The sequence below is a fragment of the Kordiimonas sediminis genome, from assembly GCF_014656395.1.
Lineage (GTDB): Bacteria > Pseudomonadota > Alphaproteobacteria > Sphingomonadales > Kordiimonadaceae > Kordiimonas_A > Kordiimonas_A sediminis.
In genome coordinates, this window is the sequence record NZ_BNCI01000002.1 from 1217139 (window position 1) to 1233992 (window position 16854).

Genomic DNA, 16854 nt, shown 5'->3' on the forward strand with positions numbered 1-16854 from the left:
AAGGACACAAAGACGATGAATGGGTCAAAACTCCGGTATCTGGCGCTGGTACCTGCTCTCTTGCTCGTAGGTGCCTGCACATCGCAAAGCTTGTCACCGGGACACTATGATTCGCGGTCAGTTGGACGTGTCCAAAGCGTCGAACGCGGCGTTATTGAAAGTTATCGCTGGGTAGAAATTGACGGCAAACGCGGCGTTGGCTCCCTTGCAGGCGCAGGTATTGGTGCCGCCGCAGGCTCTACCGTAGGTGATAATGCGGTTGGTGTCATCGGTGCCATTGGCGGCGCGCTTATTGGTAGCGCCATTGGCGACAGCATTGACAAAAAGAACGCCAAAACAAGCGGTTTTGAATATCTGATCCGGACGGAAAAAGGTGATTTGGTTACCATTGTTCAGGCTGACGCAGTCCCCCTTGGGAACAACGCCCCGGTCATGATTTATTATGGGGACCGTGCCCGTGTTGTTTTGGACGAATCCCGGATTGTTTATGAACACGAAAAAAATCCGGATGAGTTCTATAGTCAATAATCCCTATTGCAGAATTCAATGTGATGCCTATGTCTAGATAATGAAGCAAGGCATCACAGTATGACACCCCCTACCTCCTACGCATCTGATATTGCGATGAAGGAAATGCAGCTGCGCCGGTATAAACGCTACGCACTGTCACTTCTTTTGCTTATGGCTGCAACCTTCATTGGTATGCACTATGTCCCGGAGAAAGGTCCAATCCTGTCCCTGATTATGTCAGCATCAGAAGCCGGCATTGTAGGCGGGCTTGCTGACTGGTTTGCCGTCACTGCGCTTTTCAGGCATCCAATGGGTATTCCCATTCCCCATACCGCCTTGATCCCGAATAACAAGGACAGGATAGGCAATAGCATCGGCACATTCATTGAACAGCATTTCCTAAACCCCGAAGAAGTTGTCACCCGGCTTAACAAAGCCAACATCGCAGGCCGTGTTGGTGCCTGGCTATCAAAACCGGAAAATGCTGATTTGATAAGCCAATATATTCTGGCTGCGACCCCTCATATGGTCCGGTCCCTGAATGATGATGAAATTCGCCAAACGGTCACCCGAGTCGCAAAAACAGAACTGCAAAACCTGAAAGTAGCCCCCTTCCTTGGCGATATTTTAAGTGTTCTTTTAAAGCATGAGCAACAAAAGGACTTGTTCAGCAAAGCCGTTGGATATGTCAGACAGGCTTTGGTTGATCACAGATACCGCATAATCGAAATTGTGGAGAAGAAAAGCTACTGGTGGGTGCCTGCGAGCGTCGATAAAAAAGTCGCGGAAGCAATCCTCGAAGGGGCATTGGAATTTGTTGATGATCTACAGAACGAAGACTCGGAGGCCTATCAAAAATTCGATCAGGCCGTTGCAGATTTAATATATAAATTACAAACGTCTGACAGTTTCAAAGCCCAGATTGAAACCTTCAAGGAAAAGGTCATAGAAGACGAAAGCGCCAGTTTGCTGTTAGGACAAATCTGGGACCGGCTCAGAGATCACATTATTTCGCAAACTGAAATGCCTTCTGATACGCTCAGATCTACAATTGCTTCGGGTATCGCCGGGTTCGGTCAGAAGATGCAGCACGACCCGGAACTAGAAGCTCGTATCAATGAACGGCTGGAGGCGCTCGTACTTCAAGTGGCAGTCCCCTGGCGTCGACAAATTGGCGCTTTTATCGCTGATGTTGTGCGCGGCTGGGACGCGAAAACCATAACCAACCGCATTGAACTAACTGTTGGTCGTGATCTACAATATGTCAGAATAAATGGAACACTTGTTGGTGCCCTTGTCGGTGCAATTGTTCACTGCGTCAGTACCTATCTCCTGCCCTAAAATCAGCAACAAATACGTATAATTTGTGCGGCGCAGCAATTTATTGCGGCGCATCAATTTTCGTGGTAAAATCCAGCTATCATCAACCCTGTGTCGAGTTACTTTATACCGGGAGCAACCAATGACAGCCACTAAGACAACAGCACCTAAACCTGAAAAAGCCGCCGCTTCAAAAACACTGAAACCAGAAGCAGCAGAGACAGTCGATCTGTCAAAAGAAGCCACCCTATCAGCGGCACCTAAAAGTAAAACAACAGAAGAAAAATCAGCCCCCGCGGTGAAGGCAAAGGCCGTAAAGAAGTCTGCTACCAAGAAGAAAAGCGGTGCTAAAAAACCAGACACAGCCGCCGTTTCACCGAAGAGTAAAGATGCAGATGCATCAGATTTTATCACTGCCTGTAGTGCTAGCTTACTTGACTATTCCGCAGCCAGTGTTGACCAATATTTTCAGGCAGTCGCAAAAATGGCTGCAGCCACGTCACCGGCAGATGTGTTTTCCATCCAAGCAGATTACGCCAGAAATAGTTTTCAAGCTGCAGTGACTGAAATTGACAAACTCTCCAAAGTATCTGGGCTGCCTATCCAAGATAGCATCAAGCCGTACGAGACTTTCTGGAAAGAAACTGCAGGATTACTTGAAACGCTGGTTCCTCGCACCTAAAGCGGGTGGTTACACTTTCAGTATCACTGAATGATTAAAGGACGGCGCTTACGCCGTCCTTTTTCTTTGGTAGCCATAGATTTAATTCAATCACGAACCTTGGTGAGCCACTCGGAACATTCATAGTCACCGTTTTTGTATCTATATTTGATACAGGTCCGTGTTGTGCTGTCGTACTCTTTATCCTTATCTGCATGATCCCGGCCATACTCATCCCGGTAATCATCGTACCAGTCACCGTCTCGGCGGTCATAATCAGACCCACGGTATCTGCCGTCGTGACGGTCTTTGTCTTTGGTTAGTTCATTACCAATCGTAGCACCGAGAACCGAACCGATCACAATGCCCGCTGTGTTGTTGCGGCCGCCGTCAATTTCGGCCCCTATAACACCGCCCAGAATTCCGCCGGCAATGGTACCGACAACATTACCGCCGCTTGAGTGCCTACTAGAACCGCCATAATAGCTGTTATAGTGGTAGCTTGTACCGTGCGAATGATAACGGTAGGGGTCATAATTATAACCGTAGTAGTAAGGCGAGATATTCACATACACATTGGACTTTTTCCGGTGGTGATAATGTTTGTTACGCTTGTGACCATTATAATAATAGTCCCTGTAACTGCCATGATCCCGATACTTATTCCGGTCATACCGGCCGCGTCCATCACGGTGTCCATCTCGATTGTTAACATGAGTCACATTTTTATTGATGTTCTTGTTAACGATCACGATTTTGTTCTGGTCTTTGCCGCGACCATTGCCATTACGAACTTTGCCACCGCCATTACGCTCATAGTGTTTCTCTGCACGCGGTTTGTCGCGGTATTTTTTCCGCTCATGTTTATCCCGGCCATTATCTGCAAACGCAGCGCCTGCCGGAATAATAAACGATGCTATCGCAATAATACTTAAAGTTCGTTTCAGCATTGGTGCCTCCTTCTAACTTACGGAATCACCCTACCAAGAACAATCTGAACGCTACCTGAACGCATTGTTTAGGTTTAGATACATCAAAAACTGGTGTATGAACCAGGAACACTCCCAGGTAAAAGGCATGACATCACTATGACGACCGAAGACGCACAAGCGATAGCTCTGCAAGCCATCATCTTTATAGTATCAGAGGACGACTTGCAGGAACGGTTTGTTGCCCTGTCTGGTCTGGACGGTGACGCCATAAAAGCCCGGCTGACAGACAATGATTTTCTGGTCGGCGTGCTGGATTTTCTGATAAACTTTGAACCGGACCTGATTGCATGTGCCGAGCATCTGGACACCAGCCCGGAGACATTGACATCAGCATGGCGTGCCCTGGGCGGCGGTCAGGGACAAGAGTGGTAACCTAGGCCGGTAGGTGGAATGTAATGGATATCAACAACTTCAAAACTCAGTTTTCCCCCACCCGTCCGCTATTACTGGTGGATGCGGATGAAGTATTGCTGAAGTTTGTTGAACGTCTGGATGTGTTTCTGGCTGATCAGGGTTACACGCTGACGATGACCAGCTTTCGACTGGCTGGTAACATTCGCCATACTGCGACACAGGAAGTAGCGGCGCCAGAAACGGTCAAAAACCTTATTGGCAACTTCTTTGATACCTGTGTTGGCGATATGGCAGCGGTTGACCATGCCGCCCACTGTCTGAGCAACCTGTCTGAACTGTATCAGATTGCCATTCTTTCTAATGTCCCCGCACACTGCAGACAGCGACGGGCGAAAAATCTTGCCGATCTGGGCATGGATTACCCCGTACTGGCTAACGCTGGCGGAAAAGGCCCTGCAGTAGCAGATCTTCTTTCCTGGTCAGATAACGGTGTTGTCTTTATTGATGACCTGCCCCCACAACATGCATCCGTGGCCCAGCACGCGCCAGACTGCCACCGGATCCATACGGTTGCCGACAAGAACCTTGCCGCCCTGATCGGGCGGGCAGAACATGCACATGTTCGCATTGATAATTGGCCTGACATTGAAAAACACCTTCTGCACTGGACGGTCAGTGATGCATGATCCGTCCACGCATAAGGACAATGAGCAGATGGAGAAGCTTTCCCCTGCTGTATGCCGAGAGTGCTTTCACAGCTTTACTGGCACAGGAAAATGTCCCAAATGCCGGCGTCCCAGAACCATTTGCCACCCGGAATTGTTTGACCTAGGCATTGCCCATATTGACTGTGACAGCTTTTACGCATCCATAGAAAAACGGGACAATCCTGCGCTTCGAGATAAGCCCGTGATAATAGGGCACGGCAAACGCGGGGTGGTATCAACAGCGTGTTATCTTGCGCGGATGAGCGGTGTCAGGTCTGCCATGCCGATCTATAAAGCGCGTGCACTTTGTCCCGACGCGGTATTCATTCCGCCCCGCATGGCCAAATATGCCGAAGTAGGCAGAGATATTCGGGCCATGATGCAGGACATGACGCCCCTTGTCGAACCCCTGTCAATTGACGAAGCTTTTCTGGATATGACAGGAACGGAACGACTGCACGGCGCCCCGCCCGCAGTTACACTGGCGCGGTTTGCCGAAACAATCCAGGAAGAAATCGGTGTCAGCGTGTCAATTGGCCTGTCCCATAATAAGTTTCTGGCAAAACTGGCATCGGACATGAACAAGCCAAGAGGCTTCACCGTTATCGGTAAGGCTGAAACAACAAATCTCCTGGCTGGCCTTCCTATCAGCCGGATTTACGGTGTCGGCACCAAAATGGCGAGAACACTTGAAAAAGATGGCCTGACTGAAATCAGCCAGCTTCAAACCATGGACCAGCGGCAACTGGTTAACCGGTACGGCGAGACGGGCCTGCGGCTTTTCAGACTTGCACGCGGCATTGATACCCGCCCGGTTACTGCAAGCAATGAAACAAAGAGTGTGTCAGCAGAACGTACCCTTGAAAAAGATATTGCCGACTATCCTGGCCTGGAAAAACTTCTCTATAGTTCTTCTGAGCGTGTGTCAGCAGACCTGAAGAAAAAGGAACTGGCCGGGGTGACCATTACGCTGAAGATGAAAAACAGATACCACAAAATTATAACACGTTCCCGCACGCTGGATGCCCCGACACAGTTAGCGCATGTCATATTTGAAACAGGTCAGAGCTTGTTGCGCCCGCTGGTTGACGGCACGCCCTACCGACTATTGGGGATCGGGGTTAGTAACTTCCGCCCCTTGTCTGAAGCAGACATGCCCGACCTGATTGAGCCTATCCGGTCAAAACGGACGCAGGCGGAAAAAGCAATGGATGCCCTGAAAGAGAGATTTGGTGCACAAGCAATAGGCAAAGGGCGCTCCCTGCACTAGGCAATTGCTGCCACAGTCTTGGTAAATCGGCTATTAATCATTCCAATCAAGAATTTTATCACTTATTTTCAGTCAGTTAAACAGCCACACTCTGGCACATTGATTGCACTGCAATTCGTCAAGAATATCATGATGGAGTAGCCGTATGATCAACAATAGTGCCCTAACCCTTAACAGCGGACAGGAAATCAATCCGTATGTTAGCCGCCTTGCATCCCGGTTAATGCAAACAGCCGCCGACGCTGATGTAAAGTTTGACAGCATGGGCTGGCAACTGATTACAGAGGTTCTGAGCTTTGCCGCCAGCGCCGAGCAGCGCATGGCAGAGCAGCAGCACCGCATTTCGTATCTGGAACAAATCTCGGTTACTGATGAATTGACTGGTATTTTAAACCGGCGCGGGCTGATGCTGGAACTGGGGAGAATTCTGTCCTACTCCGCCAGGCATAGGGAAGAAGGTGTTGTTGGCTTCATTGATATGGACGGTTTTAAAGACATCAATGACACCCATGGCCATCAGGCAGGGGACGCGGTTCTGCGGCACACTGCAACCATATTAAAGTCCAGAACCCGTTCAAGTGATGTCATTGCACGCATCGCCGGTGATGAATTTTGTATTATTCTGACACGCTGCGATGAACAGCAAGGCTATGCAAGGCTCCGTAAATTACAGACTGTCATTAACACATCTGTTTTGGAATATGGCGACATAATCATCCCGCTTAATTGCTCCATCGGTGTGCAGTCCTTCAACGGTGCAACCGACCCGGAACGTTTAATTTCGGAAGCCGACCAAGCCATGTATATGGACAAAAAAGCCCGTAAAACGGCTGTTGCTTAGGCATGAACCGCCCAGCACTGCCCAATACCACCAGGGTGCATTTCTAATGTAAATTCCTGGCTGTATTTCCTCAATGCCGTCCGGGCGAGCCTGCGTTCGTATTAAAACGCACCTGAAGCGAATGATAGCTGTCGAATTTCGGCAGCTATTTTATTTGGTATACGGACCGGCTTTTGATATCAAATACCAAATCATTTTTGTGGGAGCATTTTAATGAGTATTGAACAACGCCTTACTGAACTGGGGATCACCTTACCTGAACCAGCGGCGCCAGTGGCAAATTATCTGCCATATATCGTAAGCGGCAACCTGATTAGCATCTCTGGTCAAATTCCCATGGGCCCTAACGGTATTGAATTCCAGGGTAAAGTCGGCAGTGACTATAATATTGATTTTGCACAGCGCGCTGCACGCCTGTGTGGTATCAATCTGATTGCACAAATGAAAGCTGCCTGTGATGGTGATCTGGAACGTGTTGTTCGGGTTGTGAAACTGGGTGGTTTTGTAAACTGTACAGACGGTTTTGGTGATCAGCCGAAGGTTATCAATGCGGCAAGCGATCTGATGGTTGATGTATTTGGCGACAAAGGCCGCCACAGCAGATCCGCGGTTGGCACTAACGGTTTGCCCCTGAATGTTCCTGTGGAAATTGATGCACTGGTTGAAATTACACCGAAATAATGGCAGCCCGCAAACAAACAAGACATATACCGTGGCTGGGTAATCTGGATATTGCCCACCGCGGCTTGTTTGACCGCACAGAGGGCCGCGAAGAAAACACCTTGTCTGCTATTACCTATGCGGCAGACAAGGGATATGCGGTCGAGTTTGATGTTGTATTAACCCGCGACGAAACGGTTATCGTCTTTCATGACGCGACGCTTGACCGGCTTACAGACGGCAAAGGACGTGTGGATACCGTTGATTTTGCTGACCTTGCGCACACACCGACTAAACTGAACGGCGAACCTATTCCGTGCCTGGCAGATGTTCTGAGTGCTGTTGCTGGTCGGGTGCCCATTTATCTGGAAATCAAATCAGCCAGAAAATATGATCCGACACGCCTGTGTAGGGAAGTCTATCGCCTGCTGGCAGACTATAAGGGTGATGTCTGCATCATGTCTTTTGATCCGCGTGCGGTACGCTGGTTTCGCAAAAATGCACCAGAAATTGTTCGCGGCCTGGTTATCGAAGATAAAACCCTGCAGAAAACATCATCCCGGCTTATGCTCCGGTATGCCATAAGACGCAACACACCAGATTTCTTGTCCGTCGATATTTCAAGCCTGCCACACCCCTATTATACGAGATGGCGGAAGACAGGAAAAAAATTGATCACCTGGACTGTTCGCACCAAAGAACAGGAAGTCCTTGGTCGCCAGCACACAGATGCACTGACTTTTGAAAAGCCAGCCGTACTCTCGTAAGGTAAGTAAACCCATGGACCTTATTGCAGAATTTCATCCCGGCATTGAAAAGATTGACCGTGACGCATGGGATACCTGTGCTGCTGGTCGTTCTCCCTTCACCAGATATGATTTTCTTGCTGCCTTGGAACAGTCCGGCTGTGTCTCGGAACAGACAGGCTGGATTCCCCACCATTTGACTATCAGCCTGCAGAATAGCTCGCCAGCAGAGAATGCCGAACAGCCCCCAACACTTCTCGCCGTTTGTCCCTTGTATGTAAAACTGCATTCAGCAGGCGAATATGTCTTCGATCAGGGATGGGCGGACGCGTATGAGCGCGCTGGTGGTCGCTATTATCCCAAACTTCTGTCGGCTATTCCGTTTACGCCTGTTACCTCTTGCAAGATATTGATCAGTCCAGCGACTGGCGAAGAAAGTGCGGTCACCATTCGCACTACTGCCATGCGCGCAATTTTAGAACGATGTGACAGCCTGTCTTTTTCCAGTGCACATTTTAATTTTTTGCGTCCAGAAGACATTCAGGCAGCAAAAAACAACGACCTGTTGCTACGACAAGACCAACAGTTTCACTGGTTCAATAAAGGTTACGAAACATTCGGCGACTTTCTGGCAACGCTGACATCCAGAAAAAGAAAACAAATCCGTAAGGAACGCCAAACGGTGCTGGACAGCGATATTGAAATCAGGGCCATAGAGGGCAAGGGTGTATCCGAGGCTGACCTTGATGCCTTTTTCCAGTTTTATTTGGATACCGGCGCACGGAAATGGGGGCATCCATACCTTAACCGTAAGTTTTTCTCATGTATCAGGCAGACAATGCCAGACGACATGCTTTTGTTTCTCTGTTACCGCAACGACCGGCCCATTGCCGGGGCTTTAAACTTCATAGGGCCTGATACCCTGTATGGGCGCTATTGGGGCTGTATCGAAGATCATCCCTGCCTGCATTTTGAAACCTGTTATTATCAGGCGATTGACTATGCCATCACGCACAAATTATCGACCGTGGAGGCAGGAGCCCAAGGCCCACACAAAATCGCACGTGGCTATGAACCTTCCCGGACAATAAGCGCCCACTATATTCGTGATGAGCGATTCCGGGCCGCCGTGGATGATTTTCTGAAGCGTGAAGGCCACCAGATTGACTATGAAGCTGAATATCTAAGCAAGCATTTACCCTTCAAAAAATCAGACACATGATGGGCAGCCTGCCCGTTATCTGATCCTTTGCTGTAGCTAAGAAAAAAGAGGCCTCTGACAAGAGGCCTCTAAGGTAAAGGGAAGTAGAAGTTTGGAAACTTCAGGGAAAACAGTCGTCAAACTGCTTTAAGGAGTGCGTAAATCTCGTCCTTCAAACGCATACGAGCTTTGCGCAAATCTTCTTCATTGAATTGGGAGACATGATCTTCCCCAATTTCAATGCGGTGAATTTCGCGGTTTACATCATGGTATTCATCAGCAAGCTTTTTGAAGTGATTGTCATTCACTTTCAGATCATGCAGACGGTCAGCAAACTCAGGAAACTCATCCCGTAATTCATGGGGTGTATGTGTGCTCATCAGTATCTCCTCCTATTCTGTTCAGGGAGATAATAGCCAAAGCAAGGGATCAGATTTTGACCGGGATCAATATCAGGTGCGACAAAATGACAAACGCCGAAACAGTTACCCTGCTCCGGCGTTATCTTGGTCAAATTTCGATCTGACAGCCTGTGATTCCCTTCGGTAAAGAAGGGGAGTAATAAACACTATTCATCCATTGAAAGTTCCAGAATTTCACCTGCTTTAGTATCTTCGATCTTTTCAACATTCTTCAATGCCCGGAGCATAGCCCGTTTGCGCACATCCAGTTTATCAACATGGTTTTTCGCGGCTTCCAGATTCTTGGCCATTGCATTGATCTGGCTACCAAAGTTTTCAAATTCGTTTTTAACAGCGCCCAATATCTCCCAAACTTCGTTGGCGCGTTCCTGCAGTACAACCTGACGGAATCCCATACGAAACGTGGATAATAGCACCTGAAAGTTCGTAGGACCGGCAATAGTGACGCGGTAATCGCGCTGCAATTCCTCGAACACACCAGGTTGGCGTAATACTTCTGCATAGAGCCCTTCTGTCGGCAGGAATAAGATTGCCCAGTCAGTTGTATGCGGCGGATTGATATATTTGCTGCTGATATCCTTGGCGAACCCCTTTACCGACCGGATCAGCGATTTTGACGCCGCATCAACCCCCTGTACATCACCGATTTCTACCGCACCAAGCAGTCTTTCATAATCCTCGGTAGGGAATTTGGCATCAACGGGTAGAAAGACATCTTTCTCAGTGCCAGGCACACGAATACCAAACTCTACCCGGGCGTTGCCAGAGACATGACCACAATCATAGTTGGCAACATACTGGTCAGCCGTCAGCATATCGGCAATCAACAGGTTCAGCTGCGTTTCCCCAAACGTACCACGGGACTTAACATTGGTCAGAACACGTTTCAAATCGCCGACACCGGTTGCCAACGTCTGCATCTCTCCCAAACCGCGCTGTACGGCCTCCAGTCGTTCTGACACGGTTTTAAAGCTTTCGCTGATCCGCTTCTCCAGCGTTGTCTGCAATTTCTCGTCAACCGTCTGGCGCATCTCATCAAGTTTCTTGCTGTTTTCTTCGCGAATTTCCCGCATTTTTTCATCGAGTTTGTCACGAAACTGCTGCTGATCTGCTGCGTGCTCCTTACCAAGTTTCCTGACAGTTTCTGCCAGCATAGTAAGTGCTTCGTTCGTTTCCTGCCTATTAAGCTGAAACTCATGCCGGATGGCCTGCTCCCGCTTATCCAGATTTTCCGCAAGCGTAATCATGCGCGTATCAAGGCGGACAAAATTCTGGGTCGTATCTTCAGCCTGCAGACGTTCCTGTGTAATCTTCTGACGCTTCAAAACCTGAAACAGCAGAAAAATTACCAATGAAAACAGCACGAGAAAGGCAAGATAGAAAAGCTCGATAGAAACGTCTGTCACGGTTTCCCCCATAAGAACAAAAGTGATACATATATCCTTACCCCTTCTGGCGCGACAGGTAAACCTTGATTACAAAATGGCGCAGGATTATGGTGCCCGAAATTCAGGAGCAACCCATGTCAACCATACCTTACTTTGATGCATCTTACCTTAGACAGACTGCAGACTCTGCGTTATCCAGCGACATGTTAGACGCCTACGAGCGTGACGGAACACTGGTTCTGGAGAATGCTTTCTCTGAGGACACCTGTAACGCACTTATGGCCCATATGGGGACATTGGTCGCCAACTTTGACACGAACAGTCACCGCACGGTCTTTCAGTCAACCGAGGATGATAAAAACCTTTATGACTATTTTATCGAGTCAGGAAGCGACATCAGATTCTTCTTTGAAGACGGCGCGCTTGATAGTGAAGGCAACCTGACCTGTTCCGCTGACACCGCTCTTAATAAGGTTGGACACGCTCTCCATGATATGGATCCCGAGTTTCGCGCCTTCTCACGCAGTGATGTATTCCGCAAAATAGCAGACGGGCTAGGGTTTACTGACCCTAAGCTTCTGCAGTCCATGTATATTTTCAAGCAACCGCGCATTGGCGGCGAGGTAGTATGCCATCAGGACAGCAGTTATATTCGGTCAACGCCGCATACATGTGTGGGTCTGTGGGTCGCGCTTGAAGACGCAACGCTCGAAAACGGCTGTTTGTGGGGTATTCCGGGCGCCCATAAGGGTGACGGCCCAAAATCAATATTCCGCCGTACAGGTAACGGGCTTGAGACAGAGACCGTCATCCTTGATGACACGCCGTTTGAAGAAGATAAAAAGCAACCGCTTGAGGTAAAAAAAGGGACTGTTGTGGTTCTACACGGTCAGTTCCCGCACCTGTCGGGTGCTAACACCTCTGATCAATCCAGACACGCCTATGCCCTGCATCTGTATGATGGGTCCGCGGTATATGACAGTGATAACTGGCTACAGCGTCCATCCGACCTCCCAATCACTGGTTTTTAATATATTTCAATACTTTATATAGGTATATTAAAGTAAAGCAGCAGGAAATTCCTGCTGCTTGTTTTGTATTCGAAATCAAATGATGCAGGCAATTATCCCTGCGGCAAGGCTGCTTCGATCGCAGCTTTCAACTCGTCTGACTGAGGCTTTACTTTACTAGCGAAGTAGCCAAGTGGCTTGCCTTCGGGTGAAATCAGATATTTATGAAAATTCCACTGTGGACGGGATTCTTCCCCCAAGGTAGCCGCCAGATAATTATAAAACTCTGATGTATCATCGGCCTTCTTCACAACCATTTTTTTCGTCATCGGGAAATCAACCTGGAAATTCATCGTGCAGAATTTTTTGATATTCTCTTCTGAGCCAGGCTCCTGGTCACCAAAATCATTGGCTGGAACACCAAGCACGACAAGTCCTTTATCCTTATACTCACTCCAAAGCGCCTGAAGCCCCTCATACTGCGGCGTATATCCGCAAAAAGATGCTGTGTTCACAACCAGCACAGCTTTGCCCTTGAATTGGCTGAATGGCATTTCCGTCCGGTCAATGGACGTCAGAACGAAATCATGCGCAGACTTTTCCTCTGCTGCCACAGCGGGCACCACTGAAAAGCTAATGGCTATCATTAGAATTAGTTTTTTAAACATGCTTTAACTTCCCTTGATGAGACATATATTAGGATACGTTACCACATAATAATCGGATGTAAAATTCTGACGACCTATGACAAGAATGTGATGTCGTCGCCCTAGCCCACAAAGGATATTCAATGAGCGTGAGTACAGATAGTCTTTTCCAGCCCTTTTCCCTAGGCCCGCTGGAGCTGCCCAACCGCGTTGTTATGGCTCCAATGACAAGAACCTATTCGCCTGGAAATGTTCCCAATGATTTGAATGTAGAATACTACCGCAAGCGCGCTGCTGGCGGTGTTGGCCTTATCATCACGGAAGGCACCTGCGTGGGCCACGCGGCCGCCAATGGGTATCCAAACGTTCCATTCTTTTACGGCGAAAAACCACTCGCTGGCTGGAAAAAAGTCGTTGATGCCGTCCACGCAGAAGGCGGTAAGATATTTCCGCAACTATGGCACGTAGGGTCTGTGCGCAGGGCGGGAACCGAACCAGACCCAGACGTCCCCGGCCACGGCCCATCAGGACTGGTCATGCCGGGTAAAAAGCGCTGTCACGAAATGACAGAAGACGACATTCAGGATGTTATCAAGGCCTTTGCTCAAGCGGCAAAAGATGCCATGGATATTGGGTGTGACGGTGTGGAAATTCACGGCGCACACGGGTATCTGATAGACCAGTTTTTCTGGGAAGGTCTGAATGAACGATCCGACCACTGGGGCGGCTCTATCGAAAAACGCGCCAATTTTGCAGTGGAAATTATCAAGGCAGTACGTGCGGCCACCGCGCCAGATTTCCCAATCTGCCTGCGCTTTTCTCAGTGGAAGCAACAAGACTATAGTATTAAATTAGCAAATAATCCTGAAGAGTTAGAAAGATTTCTTAAACCGCTTTCTGATGCCGGGGTTGATATTTTCCACTGTTCAACACGCCGTTTCTGGGAACCAGAATTCGAAGGATCAGACCTGAACCTGGCTGGATGGACAAAAAAGATCACCGGCAAGCCTGTTATCACCGTAGGCAGTGTGGGGCTGGACCGCGCGTTCAGTGAACCCGGCCAAGTTGAATTCCTTGAAGGTAAAATCGCAAAGCTTGATACGCTGATCGAAAGACTTGAAAAAGATGAATTTGATCTGGTCGCAGTTGGTCGCGCCCTGATCGCCAACCCTGACTGGGCAAAACAGGTTAGAGAAAGTGCTTTTGATGATCTTGCTGCCTACGTGCCAGAGATGCTGAAAGAACTCGTCTAGTACACACTCAGACCATCGCTATCAAGCCAGTCCCACGCATGCGGGGCTGGCTTTTTGCTGCTTTGACAGGGACAAAAGCCTAAAGGCAGGCAAACCATGCATAGATAAGACCCATAAACCAATCTAAAATAGCCGTAATTGGCGGTCGCTCGGGTTTTGTGGCGGTATAAACTGCGTGCAGTCCAGATCATGCCCCTCAGACATATTGACCCCGACACGGCGTGCACTATTGAAAAAACGCTGGCGCATCAGGTCGGCTTCAATACCCTTGCCTTTCATACGGTGCCCAAACCGCGGATCGTTAGCCCGCCCACCCCGCATGGCATAAAGCCTGCGCAGTATGCGTGTGCGCCGTTCGGCGAAATTAACGGACAACCACTCACTGAATAAATCTTTCACCTCCAGGGGTAGTCGCAGAAGGATATAACCGGCCTCTGTCGCCCCTGCCCGCGCTATCGCCTGTAATATGTTTTCAAGCTCATGATCATTCAGTGCAGGTATCACAGGCGCCACAAGCGCTCCTACCGGAATATTTTTTTCTGCCAGTTGCCGGATTGTATCTAAGCGCCGCTGCGGTGAACTAGCACGTGGTTCCATCGTACGTGCCAGCTTTCTATCGAGCGTAGTTACAGACAAGGCCACTTTCACCAGATTAAGACGCGCCAATTCCTGCAAGAGATCAAGATCACGCAGGATCAAACTTGATTTGGTGACGATGGTAACCGGGTGACGAACTTCCAAGAGAACTTCAAGTATCTTTCTTGTGATACCCAACTGCTTTTCTATCGGCTGATAAGGGTCCGTGTTGGTACCCATTGCAATAGGTGCCACCTTATACCCCTTACGGGACAGGTCGGCACGCAACACCTCTGCTGCATTCTCCTTGAAAAACAGTTTACTTTCAAAATCCAGTCCTGCCGAAAGCCCCATATAAGTATGGCTTGGACGGGCGAAACAGTAGACACACCCATGTTCGCAGCCCCGGTACGGGTTAACGGATCTGTCAAAGGGTACGTCCGGTGACTGATTTTTCGTAAGAACCTGTTTTGGCAACTCTTGATACAGCTGAGTTTTTAGCTGGACTGCGCCTTGTTCAGCAGTCGCCGGCCCCGTCCAGCCGTCATTAAAGACACCGCGCTTCTCTGCCTCGAACCGGCCCGACATATTCGAAACCGCCCCCCGGCCCTTATAGGCCGCTGGATTATGAAACGCCCCCGTCTCAGGATGGGCTGATATGTCTACTGTATGTCTCATGCTCCATGAAATACCATAAGAACAAAACAAGAACAAGCAGTAAAGTTCACTCACTAGATTTTAGATCTGCGCAATGGCTGTTCCAATCCCTATGCAGTTAGTACCATATCGGAACTAGTCTGGGTTTTGCATTTGTGGTAATGTGTCGCTCCTCACAAGGAAGGGTAAGATCATGAAATATTTATCTACCAAAGCGGCAGTGTTGGCTGTCGCCTGTTCTGTGTTATTTACCGGGCAATCGCTCGCTGAAGAAACTACTGAAGTTAAAATAGCCCGCGCCATGTCCGCGGCACCGGCCCGAATATCACAAAACGCCACGATCATTGATGTGGACGGCACGTTACTGCGCGAGGGGACAAACGGCTGGACCTGCATTCCGGGCGTCGGGCTTATACCCGGCGATAAACACCCCATGTGTAATGATGCCGTTTGGATGGCCTGGATGGAAGCCGCCCAAAAGGGCGTGCCTTTCACCACCGATACCATTGGTTACAGCTATATGCTGGGCGGTGATGCGTATGTCAGCAATGCAAACCCGGCATCCACAGACCCAAACGATGGCACCACATGGGTACAGGAAGGTCCTCACCTGATGATACTTCTCCCCGGCACCGCCATAGGGGCTGACCATCCTGATGAACCCGATGTCGGCCCTTATACTATGTGGAAGAATACTGGCATGGTTCACATCATGGTACCGGTTGGGGAACGCATCAAATAAATCACGGATGCTGTGAATAGCTATTGAACCAAGTGGCCAATAGCCTTACATAAGCGACGCGGGCTCTGCGCTGTGCGTGTGGCAACGATACCCCTGGGGCTATAAACACCTCTAGGGAGCTGTCCCTGGTTTGAACCGTGGTTCTTATCATTACGGCGCCCACCTGATTATTCAGGTTCCGGAGGGTTTCAAAGATCCGTACGGCAGAGGCGGTACCCGCACCCTTTAAACCTGTCAAAAGGTTGCCTGATGCAGTCAAAAGATGAATTACGGCAAACGGCGCAAAGGCTGCGCGGCGGTGCCCATACCATGTACGGTATCAAAGCCGCAGAACAGGCAAAAGATGTTGCCATGGGCCTTATAGGCGGCATGGACAAGTCGACAATTATCGCACTCTATCACCCTATCGGCACAGAAATGGACCCAAGGTTCCTTGGCCGCACACTTGAAAACGTTGGTTTCAGAACGGCCCTGCCAGTTGTAGAAGGCAAGGACACCCCACTGCAATTCAGGTTATGGGCAGAAGGTGACCCATTGGACAAAGGCCCCATGGGCACCGTGCACCCCTCGTCGGACGCACCGGCTGTCGACCCGGACGTATTAATCATTCCACTCCTTGCATTTGATACAGATTGTTACCGCCTTGGCTGGGGCGGTGGATATTATGACAGAACCCTGGCAGAGCGTTTCAGCGGCATCAAAGCATTTGGCATGGCCTATGCGGCACAATTTGTAGAAGAACTACCGCGAGAAAAGCATGACTGGCCCCTGCACGGGGTCATCACAGAAGAAGGGCTGGTCTTGCCCAGAAAGTCCTGACGACTACCGCATCCAGACACGGCAGCACCAGACCAGCAATATTTTCGTACGCTGATAGTTCACAATCACAAAAACAGG

19 protein-coding genes and 1 other RNA gene are annotated in these 16854 nt (G+C 49.3%); 15 read left to right on the top strand and 5 right to left on the bottom strand.

The window, feature by feature from the left end; translation table 11 throughout:
• Nucleotides 1-15 precede the first annotated feature (15 nt).
• The 3 genes from IE181_RS13205 to IE181_RS13215 all read left to right on the top strand — a co-directional run bounded on the left by IE181_RS13205 (nucleotide 16) and on the right by IE181_RS13215 (nucleotide 2512).
• Entirely contained in the window at nucleotides 16-528 is a 513-nt protein-coding gene (locus tag IE181_RS13205; protein WP_191253710.1) for an outer membrane lipoprotein, read from the top strand.
• Nucleotides 529-588: 60 nt separating this feature from the next.
• A complete protein-coding gene (locus IE181_RS13210; RefSeq protein WP_191253712.1) occupies nucleotides 589-1851 on the top strand; it encodes a DUF445 domain-containing protein in 1263 nt (420 codons plus the stop codon).
• Between the two features lie 121 nt (nucleotides 1852-1972).
• The gene (locus tag IE181_RS13215) at nucleotides 1973-2512 is read left to right on the top strand and encodes a phasin family protein (protein ID WP_191253714.1); all 540 of its coding nucleotides are present in this window, start codon (nucleotides 1973-1975) and stop codon (nucleotides 2510-2512) included.
• Between the two features lie 86 nt (nucleotides 2513-2598).
• Here the strand turns inward: IE181_RS13215 and IE181_RS13220 are convergent, their stop codons facing one another.
• Nucleotides 2599-3441: a glycine zipper 2TM domain-containing protein gene (locus tag IE181_RS13220; protein WP_191253716.1), complete on the bottom strand. Its 843-nt coding sequence runs from the start codon at nucleotides 3439-3441 to the stop codon at nucleotides 2599-2601.
• A 138-nt stretch (nucleotides 3442-3579) separates the two neighbouring features.
• On the opposite strand from IE181_RS13220, the gene IE181_RS13225 reads away from it, so the two are divergent.
• The 7 genes from IE181_RS13225 to IE181_RS13255 all read left to right on the top strand — a co-directional run bounded on the left by IE181_RS13225 (nucleotide 3580) and on the right by IE181_RS13255 (nucleotide 9283).
• Nucleotides 3580-3855, top strand: a complete 276-nt coding sequence (locus IE181_RS13225; RefSeq protein WP_191253718.1) for a DUF3572 domain-containing protein — start codon at nucleotides 3580-3582, stop codon at nucleotides 3853-3855.
• A gap of 23 nt (nucleotides 3856-3878) precedes the next feature.
• Nucleotides 3879-4523 carry a hypothetical protein gene (locus IE181_RS13230; protein ID WP_191253720.1) on the top strand — a complete coding sequence of 215 codons (645 nt, stop codon included), beginning with the start codon at nucleotides 3879-3881 and terminating at the stop codon, nucleotides 4521-4523.
• Nucleotides 4524-4551: 28 nt separating this feature from the next.
• The gene (locus tag IE181_RS13235; protein ID WP_191254257.1) at nucleotides 4552-5814 is read left to right on the top strand and encodes a DNA polymerase IV; all 1263 of its coding nucleotides are present in this window, start codon (nucleotides 4552-4554) and stop codon (nucleotides 5812-5814) included.
• Between the two features lie 145 nt (nucleotides 5815-5959).
• Nucleotides 5960-6655: a GGDEF domain-containing protein gene (locus IE181_RS13240; RefSeq protein ID WP_191253722.1), complete on the top strand. Its 696-nt coding sequence runs from the start codon at nucleotides 5960-5962 to the stop codon at nucleotides 6653-6655.
• Nucleotides 6656-6868: 213 nt separating this feature from the next.
• Nucleotides 6869-7336, top strand: a complete 468-nt coding sequence (locus tag IE181_RS13245; RefSeq protein WP_191253723.1) for a RidA family protein — start codon at nucleotides 6869-6871, stop codon at nucleotides 7334-7336.
• On the top strand, nucleotides 7336-8082 hold the full coding sequence (locus IE181_RS13250) for a glycerophosphodiester phosphodiesterase family protein (protein WP_191253724.1): 747 nt from the start codon (nucleotides 7336-7338) through the stop codon (nucleotides 8080-8082). Before IE181_RS13245 ends, IE181_RS13250 begins: the two co-directional genes overlap by 1 nt.
• Nucleotides 8083-8095: 13 nt before the next feature.
• Nucleotides 8096-9283, top strand: a complete 1188-nt coding sequence (locus IE181_RS13255; protein ID WP_191253725.1) for a GNAT family N-acetyltransferase — start codon at nucleotides 8096-8098, stop codon at nucleotides 9281-9283.
• Nucleotides 9284-9399: 116 nt separating this feature from the next.
• On the opposite strand, the gene IE181_RS13260 is transcribed toward IE181_RS13255, so the two are convergent.
• Nucleotides 9400-9642 carry an HP1242/YdcH family protein gene (locus IE181_RS13260; RefSeq protein ID WP_191253726.1) on the bottom strand — a complete coding sequence of 81 codons (243 nt, stop codon included), beginning with the start codon at nucleotides 9640-9642 and terminating at the stop codon, nucleotides 9400-9402.
• 188 nt (nucleotides 9643-9830) lie between these two features.
• Nucleotides 9831-11090 (bottom strand): DNA recombination protein RmuC, encoded by a 1260-nt coding sequence (locus IE181_RS13265; protein ID WP_191253727.1) that lies wholly within the window; start codon nucleotides 11088-11090, stop codon nucleotides 9831-9833.
• Between the two features lie 116 nt (nucleotides 11091-11206).
• Here IE181_RS13265 and IE181_RS13270 point away from each other — a divergent pair, with 116 nt between their 5' ends.
• Nucleotides 11207-12103, top strand: coding sequence for a phytanoyl-CoA dioxygenase family protein (locus IE181_RS13270; RefSeq protein WP_191253728.1), 897 nt, complete (start codon nucleotides 11207-11209; stop codon nucleotides 12101-12103).
• Between the two features lie 92 nt (nucleotides 12104-12195).
• Here IE181_RS13270 and IE181_RS13275 read toward each other — a convergent pair whose 3' ends face one another.
• A complete protein-coding gene (locus tag IE181_RS13275; protein WP_191253730.1) occupies nucleotides 12196-12750 on the bottom strand; it encodes a glutathione peroxidase in 555 nt (184 codons plus the stop codon).
• A 122-nt stretch (nucleotides 12751-12872) separates the two neighbouring features.
• Between IE181_RS13275 and IE181_RS13280 the strand changes: the two genes are divergently transcribed.
• Nucleotides 12873-13982: an NADH:flavin oxidoreductase gene (locus IE181_RS13280; protein WP_191253732.1), complete on the top strand. Its 1110-nt coding sequence runs from the start codon at nucleotides 12873-12875 to the stop codon at nucleotides 13980-13982.
• Between the two features lie 123 nt (nucleotides 13983-14105).
• Here IE181_RS13280 and IE181_RS13285 read toward each other — a convergent pair whose 3' ends face one another.
• The gene (locus tag IE181_RS13285; RefSeq protein ID WP_191253734.1) at nucleotides 14106-15236 is read right to left on the bottom strand and encodes a PA0069 family radical SAM protein; all 1131 of its coding nucleotides are present in this window, start codon (nucleotides 15234-15236) and stop codon (nucleotides 14106-14108) included.
• 172 nt (nucleotides 15237-15408) lie between these two features.
• On the opposite strand from IE181_RS13285, the gene IE181_RS13290 reads away from it, so the two are divergent.
• From IE181_RS13290 to IE181_RS13300, 3 genes are all read left to right on the top strand, one after another.
• Nucleotides 15409-15957, top strand: coding sequence for a hypothetical protein (locus IE181_RS13290; RefSeq protein WP_191253736.1), 549 nt, complete (start codon nucleotides 15409-15411; stop codon nucleotides 15955-15957).
• Nucleotides 15958-16016: 59 nt separating this feature from the next.
• Nucleotides 16017-16177: non-coding RNA, 6S RNA (gene ssrS / locus IE181_RS13295), on the top strand.
• Between the two features lie 29 nt (nucleotides 16178-16206).
• Complete coding sequence (locus tag IE181_RS13300; RefSeq protein WP_191253738.1) at nucleotides 16207-16776, top strand: 5-formyltetrahydrofolate cyclo-ligase; 570 nt, start codon at nucleotides 16207-16209, stop codon at nucleotides 16774-16776.
• Nucleotides 16777-16854: the final 78 nt, after the last annotated feature.